This is a genomic window from Pelagicoccus sp. SDUM812003, from assembly GCF_031127815.1.
GTDB lineage: Bacteria > Verrucomicrobiota > Verrucomicrobiia > Opitutales > Opitutaceae > Pelagicoccus.
On record NZ_JARXHY010000017.1, the window covers coordinates 69,411 to 86,068 of the forward strand.

General features: G+C 59.1%; 15 protein-coding genes. 9 read left to right on the forward strand and 6 right to left on the reverse strand.

The window, feature by feature from the left end; all coding sequences use genetic code 11:
- Positions 1 to 200: 200 nt before the first annotated feature.
- The 5 genes from QEH54_RS19245 to QEH54_RS19265 all read left to right on the forward strand — a co-directional run bounded on the left by QEH54_RS19245 (position 201) and on the right by QEH54_RS19265 (position 5,020).
- Positions 201 to 1,238: a TRAP transporter substrate-binding protein gene (locus tag QEH54_RS19245; protein ID WP_309020339.1), complete on the forward strand. Its 1,038-nt coding sequence runs from the start codon at positions 201 to 203 to the stop codon at positions 1,236 to 1,238.
- Between the two features lie 129 nt (positions 1,239 to 1,367).
- Positions 1,368 to 1,901, forward strand: a complete 534-nt coding sequence (locus QEH54_RS19250; protein WP_345785680.1) for a TRAP transporter small permease subunit — start codon at positions 1,368 to 1,370, stop codon at positions 1,899 to 1,901.
- The gene (locus QEH54_RS19255; protein WP_309020341.1) at positions 1,898 to 3,220 is read left to right on the forward strand and encodes a TRAP transporter large permease subunit; all 1,323 of its coding nucleotides are present in this window, start codon (positions 1,898 to 1,900) and stop codon (positions 3,218 to 3,220) included. The genes QEH54_RS19250 and QEH54_RS19255 overlap by 4 nt, the downstream gene beginning before the upstream one ends.
- A 142-nt stretch (positions 3,221 to 3,362) precedes the next feature.
- Positions 3,363 to 4,157 carry a GNAT family N-acyltransferase gene (locus QEH54_RS19260; RefSeq protein ID WP_309020342.1) on the forward strand — a complete coding sequence of 265 codons (795 nt, stop codon included), beginning with the start codon at positions 3,363 to 3,365 and terminating at the stop codon, positions 4,155 to 4,157.
- 80 nt (positions 4,158 to 4,237) lie between these two features.
- Entirely contained in the window at positions 4,238 to 5,020 is a 783-nt protein-coding gene (locus QEH54_RS19265) for a lysophospholipid acyltransferase family protein (RefSeq protein WP_309020343.1), read from the forward strand.
- Here the strand turns inward: QEH54_RS19265 and QEH54_RS19270 are convergent.
- The 6 genes from QEH54_RS19270 to QEH54_RS19295 all read right to left on the reverse strand — a co-directional run bounded on the left by QEH54_RS19270 (position 5,014) and on the right by QEH54_RS19295 (position 11,297).
- A complete protein-coding gene (locus tag QEH54_RS19270; RefSeq protein ID WP_309020344.1) occupies positions 5,014 to 5,295 on the reverse strand; it encodes a carboxymuconolactone decarboxylase family protein in 282 nt (93 codons plus the stop codon). The two genes, QEH54_RS19265 and QEH54_RS19270, sit on opposite strands and share 7 nt — an antisense overlap.
- Before the next feature lie 131 nt (positions 5,296 to 5,426).
- A complete protein-coding gene (locus QEH54_RS19275) occupies positions 5,427 to 6,548 on the reverse strand; it encodes a DUF4340 domain-containing protein (protein WP_309020345.1) in 1,122 nt (373 codons plus the stop codon).
- Between the two features lie 39 nt (positions 6,549 to 6,587).
- Positions 6,588 to 8,441 carry a GldG family protein gene (locus QEH54_RS19280; RefSeq protein WP_309020346.1) on the reverse strand — a complete coding sequence of 618 codons (1,854 nt, stop codon included), beginning with the start codon at positions 8,439 to 8,441 and terminating at the stop codon, positions 6,588 to 6,590.
- 47 nt (positions 8,442 to 8,488) lie between these two features.
- Positions 8,489 to 9,208, reverse strand: a complete 720-nt coding sequence (locus QEH54_RS19285; protein WP_309020347.1) for an ABC transporter permease subunit — start codon at positions 9,206 to 9,208, stop codon at positions 8,489 to 8,491.
- Positions 9,209 to 9,271: 63 nt separating this feature from the next.
- On the reverse strand, positions 9,272 to 10,000 hold the full coding sequence (locus QEH54_RS19290; protein WP_309020348.1) for an ATP-binding cassette domain-containing protein: 729 nt from the start codon (positions 9,998 to 10,000) through the stop codon (positions 9,272 to 9,274).
- Between the two features lie 277 nt (positions 10,001 to 10,277).
- Positions 10,278 to 11,297: an HAD family hydrolase gene (locus QEH54_RS19295; protein WP_309020349.1), complete on the reverse strand. Its 1,020-nt coding sequence runs from the start codon at positions 11,295 to 11,297 to the stop codon at positions 10,278 to 10,280.
- Between the two features lie 196 nt (positions 11,298 to 11,493).
- On the opposite strand from QEH54_RS19295, the gene prfA reads away from it, so the two are divergent.
- From prfA to QEH54_RS19315, 4 genes are all read left to right on the forward strand, one after another.
- On the forward strand, positions 11,494 to 12,588 hold the full coding sequence (gene prfA, locus QEH54_RS19300) for a peptide chain release factor 1 (RefSeq protein WP_309020350.1): 1,095 nt from the start codon (positions 11,494 to 11,496) through the stop codon (positions 12,586 to 12,588).
- Positions 12,589 to 12,614: 26 nt separating this feature from the next.
- Positions 12,615 to 13,478 (forward strand): peptide chain release factor N(5)-glutamine methyltransferase, encoded by an 864-nt coding sequence (gene prmC, locus QEH54_RS19305; protein ID WP_309020351.1) that lies wholly within the window; start codon positions 12,615 to 12,617, stop codon positions 13,476 to 13,478.
- 237 nt (positions 13,479 to 13,715) lie between these two features.
- Positions 13,716 to 14,441, forward strand: a complete 726-nt coding sequence (locus QEH54_RS19310) for a hypothetical protein (RefSeq protein WP_309020352.1) — start codon at positions 13,716 to 13,718, stop codon at positions 14,439 to 14,441.
- A gap of 221 nt (positions 14,442 to 14,662) precedes the next feature.
- The gene (locus QEH54_RS19315; protein ID WP_309020353.1) at positions 14,663 to 16,609 is read left to right on the forward strand and encodes a sialate O-acetylesterase; all 1,947 of its coding nucleotides are present in this window, start codon (positions 14,663 to 14,665) and stop codon (positions 16,607 to 16,609) included.
- The last annotated feature ends 49 nt before the right edge of the window (positions 16,610 to 16,658 follow it).

The window sequence follows — 16,658 nt, forward strand, 5'->3', positions numbered from 1 at the left end:
TCGAACTAACGTCGTGTGAAACCTGTCCTAATAGAGTGGGTACATTGCTGGCTATTAGGGCTGGATTGCGAGCTGTGGCATGACGGGTGCTGAAGTCGACCGGTCGCTAGTTAACGTTTCTTTCTCTCTGGAGTTCTCTGTTTGGGAGGCTCTGCCTTGTTCCTGTTATGCGCTAGCGAGACCCTCCTCATTATTCGTTTATGGATAAAAGAACCTTCCTTAAATCTGCAGCGATCGGTTCCACTGCAGTCCTCGCCGCTCCGATGATTCGGGCTCAGAAGAAGTCGACCATTCGGTGGCGTTTGCAAACCTACGCTGGCCCGGCCCTGGGTGAGCACGTGATCAAGCCCGCTATCGACGCGTTCAACAAGATCGCTGGTAGCGAGATGCAGATCGAGCTCTACTACGCGGACCAGCTCATCCCGACGCCCGAGCTTTTCAGAGCGATGCAGCGAGGCACTATCGATGCCGTGCAGAGCGACGACGACTCCATGAGCTCGCCAGCGGACGTGTCGGTGTTTGGTGGATACTTTCCCTTCGCCACGCGCTACAGCTTGGACGTGCCGACGCTGTTCTACAAGTTCGGTCTGGATAAGATCTGGAAGGAGGCCTACGACGAGATCGAAGGCGTGACCTGGCTGAGCGCTGGGGCGTGGGATCCCTGCAATTTCGCCACCAAGGATCCGATCAATAGCTTGGAAGACCTGAAGGGGAAGCGTGTCTTCACCTTCCCGACAGCGGGCAAGTTCCTGTCGCGCTTCGGTGTGGTGCCGGTAACCCTACCGTGGGAGGATATCGAGGTCGCGGTTCGAACGGGCGAGCTCGATGGCATCGCTTGGTCCGGAATAACCGAAGACTATACCGTTGGATGGGCGGATGTGACGAACTACTTCCTGACCAACAATATTTCTGGAGCGTGGTGTGGATCCTTCTTCGCGAACTCCGATGCTTGGGAGAGCTTGCCGGAGCACCTGCAGCAGCTCTTCAAGGTATGCATGGATAGCTCGCACTACTATCGCTTGCATTGGTACTGGGGAGGAGAAGCTTACCTGCGCACCACTGGCACGAAGATGAAGCTCACTTCGATTCCAGACAGCGAATGGGCGACTGTCGAAGCGGAGGCCTTGAAGTTCTGGGATGAGATCGCGACCACGAGTCCGCGGGCTGCGAAAGTGGTGCAGATCTTCAAGGACTACAATGCCATGATGCAGAAGGCTGGTAAGCCCTATCGCTACTAGACGTTTCTGACGTGTAAAGAGTCGGGCTTGGTTCGAGCGATTTGGTCGAGCCAAGCCCCATTTTTAGCCTGCAGCTGAAAGCCTGTCCTCTGGCAGGAAGGCGTTTGCTGCGTGACTTCATATCGCTCAATGGGTCTTTTAAAATCTGTATTGAAAAATTACGTACGATGGGTCGACCGCATCAACAAGTGGCTGGGGCTAGCGGTGATGTATCTGGTGTTCGTCATGATGGGGATCCTCATCTTCGCCGCCATATCCCGGACCGCCTTCGACAAGCCGTACCTCTGGGTTATGGAAATGGCCCAGTTCACCATGGCGGCCTACTACTTGCTCGGAGGCGGGTTCTCGCTGCAGGAAGGAGCTCACGTGAGGATGGATGTCTTCTATGAAAAATGGTCTCCGCGTACCAAGGCGAAGGTGGACTCCGTCACCGCCTTGGCCCTGATCTCCTATTTGGTGATCCTTCTTTGGGGCGGCTATTCGAGCAGCCTCTACGCTCTCGAGTATGGGCAGAAGAACTACACCGCATGGGCGCCTCCTCTGGCTCCGATCAAGATTATCATGACCATAGGAATCCTGCTCATGCTGCTGCAGGCGATTTCGATCTTCATCAAAGACCTGTATTTTCTATTCAGCGGTCGACGGATCGGGGGTGAGGCATGAGTCACGAAATGATCATCCTGCTGATGTTCGTCTCGCTCATGCTGATGCTGTCCACGGGGCAGCGGGTCTTTGGAGCGATCGGATTCGTGGGCGTGATGTCGGCCCTCTTGCTGTGGGGAGATGGTGGATACGAGATGGGGTACACGGCGAGCATCAAGCTGCTGAACTGGTATCCGCTGCTCACGCTGCCGCTTTTCATCTTCATGGGCTACATGCTTTCGGAGTCGGGAATCGCCGGAGACTTGTATCACATGCTTCATGTTTGGACTGGCTCGTTGAGGGGCGGTCTGGCCATTGGCACAATCGTGTTGATGGTGGCGATTTCCGCTATGAACGGACTGAGCGTAGCGGGCATGGCGATCGGCAGCAGCATCGCGTTGCCGGAGATGCTGAAGCGCAACTACGACAAGCGCATGGTGACCGGCGTCATTCAGGCTGGGAGTTCGCTTGGCATTTTGGTGCCGCCCAGCGTGGTGCTGGTGCTGTACGGCATGATCGCTCGCCAGCCGGTGAGCGCCCTGTGGCTTGCTGGGGTGGTGCCAGGGCTGATGATGGCCGGGCTATTTGTATTGTACATTGTGATACGGTGCAAGCTGCAGCCCGAGCTCGGTCCGGTCCTGCCTCGGGAGGAAGTCGAGATGGAGCATGCGGAGCGATTCCGGGTGCTGGCGGCTGGGGTGCTGCCGTTGTTTATCATCTTTTCGGTGATCGGCTTGTTCCTGCTCGGTTTCACGAGCTTGGTGGAGAGTTCCGCAGTGGGGGCGTTGGCGGCCATGATCGCGGCCATGATCAAGCGCCGGATGAGCTTCAAGGTGCTTCACGCTACCCTGCGGCAGACTCTCAATGTGAGCGCCATGTTCATGTGGATCATTTTAGCGGCCCTTTGCTACGCCTCGGTTTTCGATGGTCTGGGTGCGGTACGGGCCATCGAGGGACTGTTTCTTGAAACCTGGGGGCTGTCGCCGTGGGGCGTGCTGATTCTCATGCAGTTGTCCTACATCGTGATGGGCATGTTTCTCGATGATACCGCGATGCTGGTCATCGTGGCGCCGCTCTATATCCCGCTGATCACGTCGCTTGGGTTCAATCCAGTGTGGTATGGCGTTATGTATACAGTGACCTGTCAGATCGCCTACATGACGCCTCCGTTCGGCTACAATCTGTTTCTGATGAAGGCTATGGCTCCGAAGGAGATCACGCTGCAGGACATCTACGCTTCCATCGTGCCGTTCGTGCTGATCATGGCCCTATCCATCGCCTTGATCATGGTCTTCCCGCAGATCGCTCTCTGGCTGCCGGAAGCGGTGCTGGGAAACTAGCTGCATTACGACCCGGTTACGCGGGTGACAGGCGGGTGAAAACACCGTCTGCCGCTCGCGCGAAACTTGACTTGTGGCGGGCTGCGCAGATGGCTTGTACGGACAGCATCAGTCCTCTAGCGTCCTTATTCGTCAATCTTGTATGCCCAGCCCTGGAATCCAACGCCGCGAGCGCGTGGAGCGCTTTATCCCACCATCTCCGACCTCGGCGTATCGCGTTCGCATCGCGCGCTCGGACGAGGATGTCGCCGCGGCCCAGCGCCTGCGTTTTCGCGTTTTCAATCTGGAGCTCGGGGAAGGCTTAAGCGAATCCGAGGTGACAGGGAGGGACGAGGATCCCTTTGACGCGGTGTGCGATCATTTGCTGGTGGAATACGTAAACGAGCAGCAGATCATCGGGACATACCGATTGCAGCCTGGCGATACCGCGGCGGCGAACATTGGCTACTACAGCGAGCAGGAGTTTCACTTCGAGGTGTTCGAGTCCATCCGGCACGAGACGATCGAGCTAGGGCGGGCCTGCATCGCCAAAGAGCATCGCAACATGGTGGTGCTTGGGCTGCTCTGGAAGGGCATCGCCCAGTACGCGAAGCTGTCGCAAGCTCGCTACCTGATCGGCTGCAGCTCTCTCACTTCCACCGATCCCGCCGAAGGGCAGGCGGCCTATCGGAACCTGGTTCGCTACCTGGCAGCGGAACCCTTTATCACTCGTCCCACGCAGCGCTACGATTGCTCGGTGCCGCGACATGAGTCGGCCCGTGTCGAAGAGGCGAAACGGACGGTGCAGATCCCGCGTCTGATGCGAGCTTACTTGACGCTGGGAGCCCGCATCTGCGGGGAGCCGGCGTTGGACCGCGAGTTCAAGACCATCGATTTCCTGACCTTGCTCGATCTGCGCAGCCTGGGGCCTCGGGCCATGCAGAAGTTTCTCGGATAGGTTCCAAGCCGGCGAATCGGATACGTTTTGCCGCGGGCTGCTGGCTTGTCATTGTCGCTCCGCTGAGCTTGAAATGGCGAATGGAGTTTCTAAACCGGCACGCGCGTCTGGTCCTGCGGCTGCTTTGGCTGGCGGGGATTTTCGTTTTTGCCGGCATTGACCATTTTCTCAAAGGGGGAAAGCGCTGGTCGTCGCGCCAGCGCTCGCTTTGGCAGCAGCGCTGGAGCGGGCGTCTGCTTCGCGGTCTCGGATTCGAGGTGACTGTGCGCGGCGCGGTTCCGGAAAGAGGCTTCATCGCCCCGAACCACCTCAGCTATATGGACATCGTGGTGCTTGCTTCGGTGACGCCTCAAGTCTTTCTATCCAAGAGCGAAGTTGGCGATTGGCCGGTGGTCGGCTATTTCACGCGAATCGCCGGCACGCTTTTCATCGATCGAGCTCGCCGTGCGGACGTGGCGAACAAGGAACAGAGCTTCGCTCGCGTGATCGAGGCGGACCTTTGCATGACGTTTTTTCTGGAAGGCACCTCCACTGATGGGCGGACGGTGCTGCCGTTTCGATCCTCGCTGCTCGATCCGGTGGTGCGAAATCGATGGCCGATCACGCCAGCGTATTTGAAATATGAATGCGAGGGAGGGGACCCCGCAAACGATGTGTGCTGGTGGGGAGATATGGGCTTTGGCGAACACCTGCTGCGCTTGTGCAAGGTCAGACGGGTGAAGGCCGAAATCGTCTTCGGCGAGAAGCGGGAGCCTGGAGACGATCGCAAGCAGCTTGCTCTGGACCTATTCGCGGACGTGCAGGGATTGTCGGAGCGGGCGATGAAGCGTGAAGCGACGGAGGCGCCTTCTGTCGCTCAGTAGCCGGTGGCCAGGTGGCGCAGCGTTTCTTCCGCTTGCAGGCGCTTCTGCCCAGCCGCGACTGCCATCACTTTCGCGAGCGTCGACTGTATTTGCTCTTTCGGTACGCCAGCGGTTTTGCAGCGCTTCAGGTAGTAGGCGGTGCAAGGTTGACAGTTCATTGCCATGGCTGCGGCCAGGCCGACGAGGAGCTCGGTGCGGGAGTCGAGCACGCCATCGTCGATGGTGGTTTCGTAGAAGCGATCGTACGCTTCCTGTTGCTTTTGATTGAGTTTCATGGGGACCATGATCCTGAAAAACCCAGCTCGATCAGGCAAAGGAAAATCGCCGTCGAGGAGCTGGGTTTCGTTTTGGCGCAGCGTAGCCGAGCGTGTTGAACTCGGCCGGCGAACAGCGAAAGCGACCGCGATTAATCCGCGTCGCTTCGCGGTGTCTCGTCGTTCTCGCCGCTTGAGTCTGCTGCGTCGACTTCCGTCTCGGGTTCGTCCTCTAGAAGAGAATCCAAGCTTTGCGGCACATTCGAGAAGAGGTAGCTTGCGACTTCGAATGCGGTCTCGTCCATGTATTCATTGATCGGATCGCTCCCGTCGCTGGACTCGATCTTGATGATGACCGGACCCGCCGGCGTTTCCACCTCCTCCTGGGTCTCGGTCACGGTCTCGCCGTTCTCGTTTTCCGTCTCGACTTCCTTGGTCGTTTTGACTTCGGGGCGGCGCCCGATGGAGATCGAATAGCTCTTCTCGTCATCCATGGTGATTTCGAAGGAGGCGCTGTTTGCCGCGGCGTCGGACACTACGTCGGAGTCGAGCTCCGCCAGTTGGGTGAAGCTGACGTTTGCGAAGCGATTGAGAGCGCGGGTGATGGCCCCTTGGTCAAGGCGCTTGCCTTCCGGCAGGGAATCATCGGTAGTCCAGTCGGCTTCCGCGGAATCACGCGCTACGGACAAGGACTCGCCGTTTGGCAACTCGATACGTGCGGAGCGAATGGCGTCTCGATCGATCGTCAGCAGCGATTTGTCGAGCCACGAAAGGGGGTCGCTGTTGAGGGAGAACTGGTCGTCAGCGATGAAGGCCAGATCCTCGTCGCCGTATTTGACGATCTGCTTGCCGGTGTCGGTTTCTCGTCCCAGCTTCACGGATACAAGCACGGATCCATTCTCATCCTTGAATGCGACGGACTTGGAGCCGAAACCAAGCTCGGCGATGCGCTCCGGCTTGCGACTGGCGATGCGTTCGAGGCGTGCGTCGGTGAGACGAGTCACGAAACGTCCCAGGGTGTCCATGTTCACCGGCAGCGAATGGAGATCCGGCATGATCCAGCTCGATTCCTTGGAGCTCATCACGAGTTCGAACTGATTGTCGTCGGCTTTGATTTCAATGCTCTTGGTTTTGGGAAGCGTATCGAGGTCGACCAGGCCTTGCCCGATGCGAGGGTCCTCCGGCATGGAGGTGTCCCCGTTTTTAACGAAGTAGGTGACGATGGCAAGAATCGCCAGCACGCAGGTGGAAAGGGAGAGTTTCTTGAGATTCATCGTATTTGAAATTTGGATGTTTTCTCTGCGGAGGAGGGATTAGCCTTTGCGGGAGCGGAAGAAGTAGAGTCCGAAAAGGGCGAGAGCGATGGGGGCCCAAAGCAGATTGATGGCTCCGACCACGTTGCCCAGGGTTTCTATGCCTTGGCGAAGATCGCGGCGGATCAATCGGCGCTCCGCTTTGGCGGCCGCTTGGCGCTCCTTGAACTCGTCGATGGCTTCCTGCATTTCCGGAGTGGCGTAGATCACGCCTGTATCCGTTTGCTCGGATACAAGTTGGCTGAGCTTGGAGTTGATTTCCTCGATCTCGGCCTCCACGGCTTCCAGCTTGGCCTGATAGGCCTTTTGAGCTTCCGCCTCCATGGCTTGCACCACGTCGAAACTGCGATCCTTGTCGCCTTTGCCTCGCAGACCGATCAGGTCGCGGCTACCGCCTAGGTATTCGATGAAGTTGGCGGCCAGACCGAGATTGTCGTTCATCTTCTGGATCTGCTGCATGCCTAGGAAGTTGACCTTCTGGATGGAGAAGCGGTCAAGCAGCCAATCGGTATCGCCGATGACGAAGACGTTGATGGAACCCTCTTGCAGCTGGTCGGTCTGCTTTGCGTCTTCGCTCTCTTCGGCGGAGTCTTGCTCCTCGGCGCTTGGCGGACCGCCGGGAAACGCGGTCTTCGCGGGTCCGCGAAGCAACCCGGCGACGGCCACGGCTCGCTCGAGCGAGGTGGCGTTTTCCCATAGGGCGTTGCCTTGCTGGAACTGAAGCATCATTCCCTCTACGGTGGCAGCTTCGTCGGTTGTGGTAAGCACGGGCTCCCATTCGGTGGTAGCGTCTTCGCGGTGTATCAGCGGAGCGGATTCCAGGGTGAGCACGCCTTCGAGTTCGGAAGAGGGGAGTAGCTCGCGATTTGTGTATTCGTCCTGGAATACAATCCAAGCGGGTTGCACGAAGTTAGCTTGGGCGATGGAATTGTTCGGCTCGATCAGTACCTTGCGTCGATCGTACTCGATGCCCCATGCGTCGAGCAGCTTAGGCAGATCGCTGGAGGTGTCCTGGTTCATCTGTCCGCCCATCATTTGCATTTGGCGGCTCTGTTCCTTCTCTTGGATTGAGGATGGGTCCACCGCTAGGAAGATCGGCTTGCCGGTGAGGGCGAACTGGTCGATGGCGTACTGCAGCTCTTCGTTCAGGTTTTTCGGGTGTACGATGGCGAGCATATCGATGTCGCTGGGCAGCTCGGTGGCGGTCGGTTCGATGGATTCGAACGCGAACTGGGACTCTAGCTGAGTGATGAAGAACTGATCCTCCTGCTGCTGGGGTTGACCTGGCATGGTTGGGTAGGGGGGAGCGATCAGTGGAAGTGTAGTGATCAGCCCGATACGCGGTTTAGTGAGCAGCTGAGTTTCGTAGATGGTGCGCGAGATGTCGTATTCGAGAAAGTTCTCGCGATTCCAATTGAAGAAGGGATGCGTCTTTTCGGTGTCGCCCTGCGCCACGACCATGCCGAGGAATACGCGGTCGCCGGTGGCGATCTCCTGTCCGTGCAAGCCGGCCGCGATGGCGCGTTCCTCTTCTTCGGTGTCTGGTTTCGGGTCGATGACGTTGAGTGTGACGAGGCCGCCTGACGCCCGCTCGTACTGCTCGAGCATTTGCTCGACGCGGTCGGCGAAGGTCTTGAACCAGGCGGGTAGCTCTTCCACGGAGCGTGAGCTGTAGAAGTCGACGGTGACCGGCTCTTCGATTTTATCCAGCATGGACTTGGTGCTGTCGGAGAGCGTGTAGATGTTCTCTTCGGTCAGATCGAATCGTAGTGGAATGGATGATACGATATAGTGGAGAAAAATGAAATTCGCGAGGATGAGAAGCGACGCGACGAGTTTTCGTGACAGTTTCATTTTAAGAAAGGGTTAAGGCCTTGGGGATGGAGTCTATAGGTCTGGCTCTAGCGTTCGATGGCGATGATGTTGATACCGAGGCAAGCGATGGTGAGCGTAATGTAGAACGAGAGGGCGCTGATATCGATCAGCCCCTTGGCCATGCTTTGAAAATGCTGCTCGAAACTCATGAGCCTAAGGAAGTCGTGCATGCCCACGGGGATGGCGTCGCCTAGGAAACGAGCCAACCAATCAGAGCCCGCTAGCGTGGCGAACAAGCAGATCATAACGCTGATCACGAATGCGATGACTTGGTTCTTTGTCATCGCGGAGCAGACCGAGGTGATGGCGAGGAAAGCCGATGCGGTCAGGATCCCGCCGATGTATCCGGAAAAAATGACACCCCAATCGGGGTTGCCGAGGTAGCCGGTGGTGATGGCGAGCGAGAAGGTGAGGGCCAGTCCGATGCAGATGAAGCAAAGCGCTGCCAGATACTTCGCCAGAACTGCGGTGCGTGGCGAGATGGGCAAGGTGAAGAGCAATTCGATGCTGCCGGACCGCTTTTCCTCCGACCAGAGGCGCATGCCGGTGGCGGGGATGAAGACGATCAGGATCCATGGCAGGGTGCTGAAGATGGAGTCCAGCGTGGCCTGGTTGTTTCGGTAGTAGCCGGTGTAGAGGGCGAGACCGATCACCATCAGATGGAAGACCGCCAGTATGACGTAGCCCACGGGTGAACGGAAATAGCCGAGGAATTCCTTTTTGAAGATGGGGAGAATGTGATTCATGCGAAAATCGGATAATGTATGCTGTAGTTGGCGTTTGGATTCGCGACAACGGCGGCTCTTGCCTTAGGCGAGCACGTTCTTGTTGGTGAGCTCGCGAAACACTTCGTCGATGGTCGCTCCCGGCTTGCGGGCCTTGAACTGCTCTGGCGTCTCGTCGACCAGCACTTTGCCCTGGTCGATGATGATGACCCGGTTGCAGATCGCTTCGACCTCTTCCAGAATGTGGGTGGAGAGCACGATGGCCTTGTCGGCCGCCATGGCCTTGATGAGCTTGCGCACCTCGTGCTTCTGGTTGGGATCGAGGCCGTCGGTCGGCTCGTCGAGGATGAGCACTTCCGGGTCGTGGATGATGGCCTGGGCCACGCCCACGCGCTGCCGGTAGCCTTTGGAAAGCGTTTCGATGGTGCGGAACTTCACCGAATCGAGGTGGCACTTCACGATCACGTCGGCCAGACGGTTCGCGATTTCCTCCTTGTCTCTGAAGCCGCGGGCCTCGGCGACGTAGGTGAGGAACTCCACCACGGTCATTTCCGGGTAGGCAGCGCTGCTTTCGGGCAGGTAGCCGATGCGTTTCTTGACCTCGATAGGGTTCTTCGCGACGTCGTATCCGCAGACTGAGGCGGTGCCCGAAGTCGGGGACAGGAAGCCGGTGATCATTTTCATGGTCGTCGACTTTCCGGCGCCATTGGGACCGAGGAATCCGAGGATGTCGCCTTTGTTGATGGTGAAGGAGACGCTGTCGACTGCTCGCAGCGCTCCATAGTCCTTAACGAGCTTATCTACTGTAACCATGGGATTTTCAGTGATTTTTTTCGGAAACGGAAAAGGGCATGGGTTGATCGCGGCCAAGGGCTCGCGAATGAGCAAGGGCAAGGCGTTTAGAAGACCGCGTGAACAATTTCAAGTTTCCGATAAACATTCGAGGGGTGTTCGCGGCAGGTAGTTGTTTTTCAATGTCGGCTTGGGCACGTGTGGGGTCTAAGGGGGGGGCCGGGCTAGTCGGTATTCGAAACTCGGACACAGGCGAGGAGAAACGGATCGGCTCGCGATGGTTGGGAGGGACGGAAGGCTAATCCAGATCCAGCGTGTCCTGCGTCAGCTCGTCCTCGAGGTCGACGACCTCGGGATCGTCCTTCAAGTGGCGCGGGGGGCCGGCCATGTTCTGGCGCAGATAGACTTCCCGGTCGCTGACGATGCGCTGGCAGATCTTGTGCACGTGCATGCGCAGCCACATGGAGGTGTTGCTGTCGCTGCTGTAGCGGGCCGGACCGTAGGCGTGGATGCGTCCGGTCTGCAGCAGCTGGTCGTTTTGCTCGAACTCCTTGTCGTTGCCCGGCTTGTACACGGCGTAGGCCTTGCCGCCGAACTTGCGGATCACCGAGAAGCTCGGCACGTCGCTGGGCCCGTCGGCGATGTAGATCATGTTTTGAAACGGGATGCGCCGATCCTCCGCGGGCATCTTGGCGTTCACGTCGATGGTTTCGTTCTTGTTGGAGCCTTTGTTGATCTCGAACAGAGCCCGCGTCTTGGTGGTGTTGTCGATCATGGTGCCGATCTGGCTGATGATGTCTTCCGATTCGATGGGGAAGTCCTCCTGGTCGAGGTAGCCGGGCTGAAGCGGATTTTCGATGAACTCGCTGCCCCAGATGCCGTCGACGTAGGGGGCGATGGCGGAGCCGCGGATCATCTCCGCCAGTCCGGTGGAGACGATGTAGTGTTCGAGCTGGATGTCGTGGCGGGCGTATTCGGGTTTGGAGCGAGTGATGGCTCGCAGCTCCTCGAAGAATCCAGGCAGGCCTTCGTAGAACACGATCTCCTTGCCCAGCTTGCGCAGCAGCTTGTTGTTCAGGCCCGGCATGCGGCCCGCCTTGGCGTAGGTGAGGATGTGGTTGAGGTAGACGCTTTCGCCCGAGACGGTGTAGCCGCGTTCCTTGTAGCGAGCGGCCATGGTGTTGACCTCGTTCCAGAAATTGTATTCGTCGACCTCGAACCTTTCGAAAATCGGCTGCTGCATGTATCCGGGGATCAGGGTCTTATCAAAATCCCAGATGATCGCGATCTTGTTTTGGGTGGAGAATACTTGGGACATTTGGCGAAAGGGAGCTGATCGGTCGAAGGGGCCGATTCGGGTTGGCTGTTTGAAGGATAAAGCTCGGCAAAACGCAAACGGATAGCTGGCGCTGCGGCGGTTTTCTCGCGATAGCTTGCCAAGCAAGAGAGATATGCTATCGGATGGTCCCCTTTTTCAACCAATCGGCGTACAAGCCGCCCGTCATTTGCAGTTTATGGCCATCAAGCTTCCAGAAATTTCTCCCTTCAAGGCGCGGGTCGAAGAGATCGACCGGATGATGAACGCCCCGGATTTCTACAGCGACGCTCGACGCTCCGCGACGCTCGCTCGCGAGCACATGAAGCTGCGTCAGCTCCTCGACAACTATGCCGCCCTCGAGAAGGCGAAGAAGCAGTTGGCCGAAAACGAGGAGATGCTGGAGGATCCAAACGGCGATGACGAGCTGCGCGAGCTGGCGGAGCTGGAGATTCCCGAGCTGGGCGACAAGATCGAAGCGTTGGAAAAGAAGATCCTCGCCGCCATGATTCCTCCCGACGAAACGGACTCGCGCAATACCATTATGGAAATCCGAGCCGGCGCGGGCGGCGACGAGGCGTCCCTCTTCGCCGCGGATCTCTACCGCATGTATTCTCGCCTGGCGGAGCGGCGCGGCTGGCGGGTGGAGCAGATGAGCGCCAGCGAAAGCGGCATCGACGGCTTCAAGGAAGTGGTTTTTTCCATCAGCGGCGAGGACGTCTACAAGGCCCTCAAGCTGGAGAGCGGGGTGCATCGCGTGCAGCGGGTGCCGGAAACGGAGTCTCAGGGCCGCATCCATACCTCGACTGTCACTGTCGCGGTGCTGCCGGAAGCGGAGGAAGTGGATGTGCAGATCAACCCGAACGATCTGGAAATCACCGCCACGCGGGCCAGCGGGGCGGGCGGACAGCACGTCAACACTACCGACTCCGCCATCAACATCGTGCACAAGCCTACCGGCATCACGGTCTATTGCGCCGATGAACGCTCTCAGATCAAGAACCGGGCCAAGGCCATGAAGGTCCTCTACGCCCGCATCCTCCAGGTGAAGCAGGACGAAGAGCGGGCCAAGTACGCCGAAAACCGCAAGAAGCAGGTCGGCACCGGCGATCGCAGCGAACGCATCCGCACCTATAATTTCCCGCAAAGCCGCCTCACGGACCATCGAATCGGCCTGACCATCCACAGCTTGACCGCGGTGATGGAAGGCGAGCTCGATGAGGTGCTCGAAGCGCTGCAAGCCGAGGATCAGCGCCTCAAGATCGAGGCCTTGATGACCAGCACCAAGTCCTAGAGACGCCCGCCAATCGGAAAAACGGTATGGCCGAGATGCTCACAGTGCTGGAAGTGATCCAGCGAAGCAGCGCCTTTCTGGAGGGCAAAGGGGTGGAAAGCCCGCGCCTCAACGCCGAATGGCTCATCGCCTCGGCTCTGGGAATGGATCGCATGAAGCTCTACATGCAGTTCGACCGACCGCTGCGCGAGCGGGAGCTGGCCGATATGCGCTCGCTGGTGGCCAGGCGAGCCAAGCGCGAGCCTTTGCAGTACATCCTAGGCTCCACGCCGTTCCACGAGCTTGACCTCAAGGTGGACGCTCGGGCTCTCATCCCGCGTCCCGAAACGGAGCAGCTGGTGGAAAAGATCGTCGATTTCGTGGGCGGAAGCGACCATCCGCTGCGTATCCTCGATCTGGGCACAGGTACCGGAGCGATCGCCCTGGCGTTGGCCTACTCCCTGCCGCACGCTGAGATTCTGGCGGTCGACGAGAGCGCCGAAGCCTTGCAGCTGGCTGAGGAGAACGCCTTGCGAAACGGTTTGCAGAATCGAGTCCGCTTTTTGCAGAGCGATTGGTTCGAAGCGATCCCGATCGAGCTGCGCTTCGAGCTGATCGTTTCCAATCCCCCCTACCTGACGCTAGAGGAGCTGCATAGCGCCCAGCCCGAGGTGAAGGACCACGAACCGCGCGCCGCCCTGGTGGCGGACGACGCTGGTCTGGCCGACCTGCGCCTCATCGTGCAGGGAGCCGGGGAACGCCTCGCCGGCCCCGGAAGCAGCTTGTGGATGGAGACCGGCATCGCCCATCGGGAAGCGCTTAGCGAACTGTGCTTGGCCAGCGGCTTTTTGGCGGTCGAAGGGCTGGATGACTGGAGCGGACGCCCTCGTTTCATCAAAGCGATTAAGTAGTTGCTGGTAGGCGCGGCGCGTGCTTGCTGATGTTGCCGACTCCTGCTTGCAAAGCCTACGCGCGTGAGTACCTATGCGTAGTCCGTATTGGGATAAATATGTAGACATCGCGAGGCTGGTGGGTATGAATCGGACTACCTTAACACTTGCTTAAGGCGTGCCTGTCGAAGCCTTCCTCTGCGTGCGAACGTCGTGTTCCCAGGGGCGAGATTTGGTCGGGTCGTCCAACCAATTTCCGTGTCCACACTCTTGAATAGCCAGAATAGTAAACGCAGCCGTTCCGCTGCCGCCCGCGACCTCATGTCCCGGTCGTTCCCTATTGTCGAGGGAAACGAGCCGCGCTCGTGGGAGGAACTGGAGGAGCGCATCCAATCGATCTGCGGAGCGGAAAGCGCCGCGATCTGTCTGCTCCCGGACTTCGTTCGGTCGGAGTCGGTGTCTTCCCTCGGGAAGACTGCGATCACGCAAATGGAGCGCGATTCCTTGCTGATCGAGGTCTCGGTCGGCTATCGGGTTCGGCTGGCCATTCATTTGACGCGTGGCGCGGAGGCTGCGGCCTGGCCTCCGGTCGGCCAATATGACGCCATCGCGAGCTGGGCTCGCCGCATTCACGCCAGCGTGGTGAGCGACCGGCTGGTTTCCCTGATGTCGCTGAAAGCCTCCAGTCAAGTCGCCTGGCTCTACCTCAACGACGCGGGGGAAATCGAGTCCGCCTCCTCCAGCGCCAAACGCTTCTGCCAGCGCTTCTGCTCGGCAAGCTGTCATGAGAACACCTACCTGCCGGCATCCTTGAGCCGATACATCGACGAGTTGCTGAGAATGCAGCTGCTGGAGAATCCGTCGCTTCTGGACAACGAAGGCATCACCTTTTCCTGTTCGGTGAACGCTGAGATCGTGCACTGCCTGCTGCGCCGCGTGGCAGGCGACAGTTTTCTGCTCTCGCTTTCAGTCGACGAGGACTGACGTTTTCGATCAGCAATCCGACGGATTCCAGGGAGGGCGGGTCGACGCGCGTGTGGCCGGCGGGTGAATCGCGCCGCGGGCACCGTGATTCAGTCCTGCCACCTAAACCGTTCTCCCCAAGTTCAGGTCTAGATTTATCGATAAAACTGGGCTTGAGGTTTCGCGTTGCGGGTATTGGATGAGAGCATTCGCCGTGTTTGGCGACCTTACCCTCGATTTCTATGAAACCCTGCGTTGCCCTGCTTATCTGCATCCTCACCGCCCTTGCGGCGAACGCTCAGGCCGAGCTGAAACTCGCCAGTCCTTTCGGGGATCACATGGTTCTTCAGCGCGGTCGCTCGATTCCCGTCTGGGGCTGGGCCCTTCCGGAGCAGAGGGTAGAGGTGGCGTTTGCGGCGATTCGAGCCGAGACCCGAGCCGATCGCCAGGGGAGCTGGAGCATTGATTTGCCAGCTCTCGAGGCCTCTTCCGAACCAAGGCACCTCACGGTCTCGATCCCGGCTACGGGAGAGTCGATACGGATTTCCGACGTCTTGGTGGGCGAGGTTTGGCTTTGCGGCGGGCAGTCCAACATGGAGCGTCAGCTAGGTCCGCGCGAGGGGCAGAAGGAGATCGTGGGGTGGCGCTCCGAAGCGGCGAGCGCCGATCTGCCTTTGATCCGAGAGCTCTATGTCGAGCAGAGTCTCTCCCTGGCGCCGAGGAAGCAAGTCGAAGCGCGCTGGCGCGTCTGCGCACCGGAAACGGTCAAGGATTTCACTGCGGTCGGTTTCTTTTTCGCCCGCTCCTTGAGCGAAAGCGCCTTGGCCGGCGTCCCGATCGGCATCATCCACAGCTCCTGGGGAGGCACTCCTGCTGAAGCTTGGACCAGTCGCGAAGGATTGCAGGGATTTGCGTCGATGCGCAGCGATTTGGACTTGATCGACTTGCGAGCCAGAGATCCCGAAGCAGCCGCTCGGCGCTACGAGGCGCAGCTCGAGGCTTGGTTCGAAACCATCGATCCCTCCGCTCCCGGCGCGAAGCGGGCGAGCTTGGATTTGGAAGACGATACTTGGGAGGCGATAAGGCTGCCTGTGATGTGGGAGAACGCTGGCCATGAGGGGTACGATGGGGTCGCATGGATGCGCAAGCGGTTCCATGTGCCGCCCAGTTGGCTTGGCCAGCCTTTGACGCTGCGACTGGGGGCGATCGACGATTTGGATACGACTTTCCTAAATGGGAAAAAGCTCGGCACCACCAGCGGATGGACGACCGAACGCGTTTACGAAATCCCCTCCGAGCTGGTCCGGGCAGGGGAGAATGTAGTCGCCATTCGGATACTGGATACCGGAGGAGGTGGAGGCGTCTGGAACGAGTCGCTGCCTTTGGAGATCGGTCCCTCGAGCGGCGAGTATGATGCCGTGTCGCTGGCAGGAGAGTGGAGAGTCCGCTTTGGTCCGCCGCTCGATTGGAGCGTCCCGCCGCCGATGGATGTGGCGGAAAGCCCTTCGGCGCCGACCGCGCTTTTCAACGCCATGATCGCTCCGCTGGTTCCGTACGCCATGCGCGGCTGCGTTTTCTATCAGGGCGAAGCCAACGCAGGCCGGGCCGAGCAGTACGCGCGATTGCTGCCAGCTTTGATCGAGGATTGGCGGAGTCGCTGGGGCCAGGGATCGTTTCCGTTTCTGTACGTTCAGATCGCGCCCTTCAGCGGCATGCCGCCGGAGATCAGGGAGGCCCAACTGCAGGCTTTGAAGGGCACGAGCAATACCGCCATGGCGGTCACTATCGACGTCGGAGACGCGCGCGATATCCACCCGGCCCTCAAAAAGCCGGTGGGCGAGAGATTGGCCCTCGCGGCCCGAGCCTTGGCCTATGGGGAAGGCGTCGAATACTCTGGACCGCTTTTCGAGCAGTGCCGCCTTCAAGGGACGAGCGTCGCGGTGGAGTTCAGCCGTCTTGGCGGCGGTCTTGTCGCTCCCGACGGAGAGCTGATAGGATTTGAGATTGCGGACGGGGCGGGAGCGTTTCGCCCGGCGGTCGCCAGAATCGTGGGCGATCAGGTACTGGTTTCCCATCCGGCTATCGCAGCGCCGAAATCGGTCCGCTACGCCTGGGCGAACGTGGCCCGAGGAAACCTCTACAACAAAGCCGGACTACCTGCTTCGCCTTTTCGCTGCGCGGTGGAATAGGTTCTCAAGGCGAGACCGATCCCGAAAACGAAAAAGACCGCGCGAGGGC

What these genes read in the sequence shown, in the direction of transcription:
- QEH54_RS19265 (WP_309020343.1), top strand. Translation starts at nt 4,238, where the DNA reads ATGGAGTTTCTAAACCGGCACGCGCGTCTGGTCCTGCGGCTGCTTTGG.
- prmC (WP_309020351.1), top strand. Translation starts at nt 12,615, where the DNA reads ATGGCCGAGATGCTCACAGTGCTGGAAGTGATCCAGCGAAGCAGCGCC.
- QEH54_RS19285 (WP_309020347.1), bottom strand. Translation starts at nt 9,208, where the DNA reads ATGAATCACATTCTCCCCATCTTCAAAAAGGAATTCCTCGGCTATTTC.
- QEH54_RS19290 (WP_309020348.1), bottom strand. Translation starts at nt 10,000, where the DNA reads ATGGTTACAGTAGATAAGCTCGTTAAGGACTATGGAGCGCTGCGAGCA.
- QEH54_RS19255 (WP_309020341.1), top strand. Translation starts at nt 1,898, where the DNA reads ATGAGTCACGAAATGATCATCCTGCTGATGTTCGTCTCGCTCATGCTG.
- prfA (WP_309020350.1), top strand. Translation starts at nt 11,494, where the DNA reads ATGGCCATCAAGCTTCCAGAAATTTCTCCCTTCAAGGCGCGGGTCGAA.
- QEH54_RS19250 (WP_345785680.1), top strand. Translation starts at nt 1,368, where the DNA reads ATGGGTCTTTTAAAATCTGTATTGAAAAATTACGTACGATGGGTCGAC.
- QEH54_RS19280 (WP_309020346.1), bottom strand. Translation starts at nt 8,441, where the DNA reads ATGAAACTGTCACGAAAACTCGTCGCGTCGCTTCTCATCCTCGCGAAT.
- QEH54_RS19295 (WP_309020349.1), bottom strand. Translation starts at nt 11,297, where the DNA reads ATGTCCCAAGTATTCTCCACCCAAAACAAGATCGCGATCATCTGGGAT.
- QEH54_RS19245 (WP_309020339.1), top strand. Translation starts at nt 201, where the DNA reads ATGGATAAAAGAACCTTCCTTAAATCTGCAGCGATCGGTTCCACTGCA.
- QEH54_RS19315 (WP_309020353.1), top strand. Translation starts at nt 14,663, where the DNA reads ATGAAACCCTGCGTTGCCCTGCTTATCTGCATCCTCACCGCCCTTGCG.
- QEH54_RS19270 (WP_309020344.1), bottom strand. Translation starts at nt 5,295, where the DNA reads ATGAAACTCAATCAAAAGCAACAGGAAGCGTACGATCGCTTCTACGAA.
- QEH54_RS19275 (WP_309020345.1), bottom strand. Translation starts at nt 6,548, where the DNA reads ATGAATCTCAAGAAACTCTCCCTTTCCACCTGCGTGCTGGCGATTCTT.
- QEH54_RS19260 (WP_309020342.1), top strand. Translation starts at nt 3,363, where the DNA reads ATGCCCAGCCCTGGAATCCAACGCCGCGAGCGCGTGGAGCGCTTTATC.